General features: G+C 64.0%; 5 protein-coding genes and 1 pseudogene. 4 read left to right on the forward strand and 2 right to left on the reverse strand.

The window, feature by feature from the left end; all coding sequences use genetic code 11:
• Positions 1–272: pseudogene (locus EOA28_RS27085) on the reverse strand (bifunctional diguanylate cyclase/phosphodiesterase); the annotation flags it as partial.
• 345 nt (positions 273–617) lie between these two features.
• Between EOA28_RS27085 and EOA28_RS27090 the strand changes: the two are divergent.
• The 4 genes from EOA28_RS27090 to EOA28_RS27105 all read left to right on the forward strand — a co-directional run bounded on the left by EOA28_RS27090 (position 618) and on the right by EOA28_RS27105 (position 3,230).
• Positions 618–827, forward strand: coding sequence for a DUF680 domain-containing protein (locus EOA28_RS27090; RefSeq protein ID WP_126078282.1), 210 nt, complete (start codon positions 618–620; stop codon positions 825–827).
• A 218-nt stretch (positions 828–1,045) separates the two neighbouring features.
• Positions 1,046–2,017 carry an MBL fold metallo-hydrolase gene (locus tag EOA28_RS27095; RefSeq protein ID WP_126078281.1) on the forward strand — a complete coding sequence of 324 codons (972 nt, stop codon included), beginning with the start codon at positions 1,046–1,048 and terminating at the stop codon, positions 2,015–2,017.
• Positions 2,018–2,052: 35 nt separating this feature from the next.
• On the forward strand, positions 2,053–2,514 hold the full coding sequence (locus EOA28_RS27100; protein WP_126078280.1) for a tetratricopeptide repeat protein: 462 nt from the start codon (positions 2,053–2,055) through the stop codon (positions 2,512–2,514).
• 233 nt (positions 2,515–2,747) lie between these two features.
• Positions 2,748–3,230 (forward strand): DoxX family protein, encoded by a 483-nt coding sequence (locus tag EOA28_RS27105; RefSeq protein ID WP_127253645.1) that lies wholly within the window; start codon positions 2,748–2,750, stop codon positions 3,228–3,230.
• A 16-nt stretch (positions 3,231–3,246) separates the two neighbouring features.
• Here the strand turns inward: EOA28_RS27105 and EOA28_RS27110 are convergent, their stop codons facing one another.
• Entirely contained in the window at positions 3,247–4,029 is a 783-nt protein-coding gene (locus EOA28_RS27110; protein ID WP_127253646.1) for a glucose 1-dehydrogenase, read from the reverse strand.
• Positions 4,030–4,099 lie beyond the last annotated feature (70 nt).

The raw sequence follows: 4,099 nt of genomic DNA on the forward strand, positions 1-4,099 counted from the left end.
ACCAGTTCCGCGGCGAGCGCCGCAAATCGCTGTTGCCCCATATACGGCTCGGTCGTCACCGCCGAAGCAAGGCCCTGCACCAGCTGCAGGTTGCCGTTTATGTTTCCCTCGAGCTTGGCGCGGATGATGTTGACCTTGGCGAGCACGTCGGCGCGCAACAGCTGGTCGGAGACTTTTCTGTTTTGCTGATCGACGAAGAGCGCGCAGATCGCAAGCACGAACACAGCGATCGCCGCCGGCAAGTTGGCGGAAGAGAAAACGGCCTGTCTGATACGGCCGATATTGAAACCAGTCCCGGTCAATTCGACGCGAATACCTTTCGCGGACAGAAATCCATCGGTTGAAGCTAGCAGGAAGTGCTTAAATTTAAACTTCCGGACCGGCTTCAAGTTGCGTCACTGGCAGCTTGGCAGGTTATTTTCAGCCCAAAAGCTGGAGCGATGCTTAACGCCGGCTAACTGGCCGCGGCTTCCCGTTTCATCCGGACGGGTCGCGATTTGTATCGCGCCCTGAAAAGATTCTCCGCCCCCCGGGAATAAAGCCCGAGCCTTCCGGGTCTTGGCTGTAGCGAGGCCATCCTCCCAAGGCACGCATCAACCAACCCGGAGAATACGCATATGAACAAGATCGCCCTCACCGCAGTCGCCATCCTCCTTGCCACCGGCGGCGCCTTTGCCGGCAGCGACCACTTCTCCGCGGCCGCCCAGCACGCAGCCGCCGTCGACACCACCACCACTGCTTCCATCGTGAAGCTGGACCGTCACGACATGAAGCCGGCGGCCAAGATCGCTGCGGATGAGCCTGGCCAGGGCATCTGGGGTCGCTGAGCTAGGAGCTTGGGGCTGAACGTCCCGATCCGGGCGGGGAAGGCACGCCTCGCAGGGCTCGGAGCCGAAGTCCCGATCTCCCCTGTGCCGGTCGGTCTTTCAGTCGGACCGGCCGGCACCGGCTTCCGCAGCCGGCGGAGGGTCGCACCGGGCCCTCCGCCAATCTCTCATACCGCCTGAAACCTGACGCAACCCGCAGCCACTAGAGGAGATTTCTGATGTTCAACATGACACGCCGCATGGTGCTCGGATCAGCCGCCGCCGCTGCCGCCTTCGGCATTGCCGGCAAGCTCGAATTCGCGCCCGCGGCCCACGCCGAAACCCCGGTCGAGCCGCTGGTCGGCTTCTACAAATACAAGGTCGGCTCGCTCGAGGTCACCGCCGTCTATGACGGCATTTGGCGCAAGCCCCACGACCCGGCCTTCATCAAGGACGTCTCGGTCGACGACACCAAGGCGGCACTCGCCAAGGCAGGATTGACCACCGACTTCATGCCGATCCCGCTCACCGTCGTGGTGCTCAAGATGAACGGCCGCACCATCATGATGGACGCCGGTTCCGGCGTCGGCCAGTGGCAGGCCAACGCCACGCATCTGCCGGCCAACATGAAGGCCGCGGGCATCGACTACAAGGCGATCGACACCATTCTGATCTCGCATTTCCATCCGGACCATGTCTGGGGCCTGATGGAGAAGGGCACCAACGATCCGGTGTTCCCCAATGCCGAGCTGATCGTCAACGCCACCGAATACAATTGGTGGACGGATCCGAGCCGCCTCGCCAAGCTGCCCGAGGGCCGCAAGCCGGCGGGCAAGCGCATCGCCGAGAATTTTCCGAAATGGAAGAACTGGAAGCTGGTCGACGATGGCGCGGAAGTGGTGCCCGGCATCCGCCTCATGGCGGCGCCCGGCCATACGCCTGGCCATTCGGTCTACCATGTCGATGCCGGCGCCGAGCAATTCCTCGTCTCGGCCGACACCATGTACGTGCCGGCGCTGCTTGCCCCGCATCCCGAATGGCAGGGCGCCTACGACCAGGACGGTCCGACGGCGATCACCACGCGGCACCGGATCATTGACCAGGTGATCGCCGACAATGTCCGCATCTGCGGCTCGCACTTCCCGTTCCCCGGCACAGGCAGCTTCGTCAAGGACGGCAATGCCTACGCCTTCACCCCGACCCAGATCTGATCTCACTCGGATCGTGAACAGAAAGCGACACTCCAATGAAACACTTAACTTTCGCGGCGCTCGGCGCCATTGCCGTCTTGACCGCGGCCCCGATCGCGATCGCCGTTCCGGCCTATGCCGTGGACGACATCGAAGGCGCCGATGCGCCCGACCTGACTGCCGTCAAGGCCAAGATCGACGCCAAGGACTATAAGGGCGCGCTGGCCGATCTGCGCGACCTCGCGCAGGACACCCAGCAGGCCGACGTCTACAACCTGCTCGGCTTCACGCTGCGCAAGACCGGCGACTATCAGACCTCGCTGACCTACTACACCAAGGCGCTGGAGCTTAAGCCCGACCATAAGGCCGCGCATGAGTATCTGGGTGAGCTCTATGTCGAGACCGGCGACATGGCCAAGGCCAACGAGCAACTCGCCTCGCTGGAGAAGCTGTGCCCGTCGGGCTGCGAGGAGCTTTCCGACCTCAAGCAGGCGATCGACACCAAGGTGACGAAGTAACGCCGCCTGTTTCCTCGCCCACGAAGGGGGAGAGGTGGCCGCGAAGCGGCCGGAGAGGGGGCCTGGCGCTGATCTCTCCCGCCAATACCAACTTTTTGGGCGCCACGGCGGTAGCGCCCGAAAACCGGAGCCGGCGTTGCTCTCCCTCGCGCCGGCTCCGACCTTTCAACCTCGAGCGCGCAGGCCCACGCGGACGCGTGGCGGCCACCTGTTTCCAAGGATTGGAGCCGATCATGACACCGATCGAACTTGCCGAAAAACTGCACGCCAGGGATGTCGTCCTGCTGGCCGGCCGGCTGTTTCTGTCCCTGATCTTCGTGCATGAGGGACTGCAACTGGCGACGCATTTCGAGGGCGCTCAGAAGGCGATGGCCGCGCTTGGCGTCGGCACGCCGCTGCTCATTGCCACCATCGCGCTGCAACTCGGCGCCGGCCTGTCGGTGGCGCTCGGCATCCTGGCGCGGCTGGGTGCGATCGGGCTCGGCCTGTTCTGCCTGATGACGGCAAGCCTCTTCCACACCAATTTCGCCAGCCAGAACGAACTGCTCCATTTCGAGAAGGATCTCGCCATCGCCGGCGGCATGTTCATCCTGGCGCTCAGCGGGGCGGGCAGGCTGTCGGTGGACAGGGTGTTGACCGGGTTCGCGAAGGACACCAAGATCGATCCGCCCATCGAGCGGCATCTGTCGGTGGGGGAGACAAGCCTACCGGTTTGAGTGTTGCCTATGAGGCTCACAACACACTGGTGATCCCGCCATCCACCAGCAGCGTCTGACCAGTGACGAAACTCGCGGCATCCGATGCCAGGAACACCGCCGCGCCAGCCAGTTCCTCGACATCACCCCAGCGCCGCATCGGCGTGCGGCCGGTGAGCCAGGTCGAGAATTTCTCGTCGGCGACTAAAGCCGCGTTGAGCTCTGTCTTGAAATAGCCGGGCGCGATGGCGTTGACGCGCACGCCGTGCTGGCCCCATTCGCCGGCCATCGACTTGGTCAGCATGGTGATCGCTCCCTTGCTCGCCGCGTAAGGCGCGATCGAGGGGCGTGCGAGCGCGCTCTGCACCGAGGAGACATTGATGATGACGCCCTTGCGGCGCTGGATCATGCCCTTCACCGCGGCGCGGCTCATCTTGAACACGCCGTCGAGATTGGTCGCCATCAGCGCGTCCCAGTCGGCATCGGAGAAAGTCTCCAGCGGCGCGCGGCGCTGGATGCCGGCATTGTTGACCAGGATGTCGATCGGCCCGGTGTCGGCTTCCGAAGCTGCGATTGCCGCATCGACCGATTGGGTGTCGGTGACATCGATTAATGACTCCGCGATCGTGTGGCCTTCGGCACGCAGCCTGTCGGCGGCAGCCTTCAGCTCCTCCATCTTGCGGCCGCCGAGCGTGACGCGCGCGCCGGCCGCGGCCAGTGCCCCCGCGAAGGCGAGGCCCAGCCCGCGGCTGGCGCCGGTGACGAAGGCATGCCTGCCCTCGAGGCCGAAAAGACGGCCGAGATAATCAGTCGAACGCAATTTGCACCTTCATCGATTGCGATTTGTCGCTGGCCAGCTCGAAGGCCTTTCGCGCCTCGGCGAGTGGCAG

The sequence above is a fragment of the Mesorhizobium sp. M2A.F.Ca.ET.067.02.1.1 genome, assembly GCF_004023285.1.
In the GTDB taxonomy this organism is placed as follows: domain Bacteria; phylum Pseudomonadota; class Alphaproteobacteria; order Rhizobiales; family Rhizobiaceae; genus Mesorhizobium.

What these genes read in the sequence shown, in the direction of transcription:
- EOA28_RS27090 (WP_126078282.1), top strand. Translation starts at nt 618, where the DNA reads ATGAACAAGATCGCCCTCACCGCAGTCGCCATCCTCCTTGCCACCGGC.
- EOA28_RS27095 (WP_126078281.1), top strand. Translation starts at nt 1,046, where the DNA reads ATGTTCAACATGACACGCCGCATGGTGCTCGGATCAGCCGCCGCCGCT.
- EOA28_RS27100 (WP_126078280.1), top strand. Translation starts at nt 2,053, where the DNA reads ATGAAACACTTAACTTTCGCGGCGCTCGGCGCCATTGCCGTCTTGACC.
- EOA28_RS27105 (WP_127253645.1), top strand. Translation starts at nt 2,748, where the DNA reads ATGACACCGATCGAACTTGCCGAAAAACTGCACGCCAGGGATGTCGTC.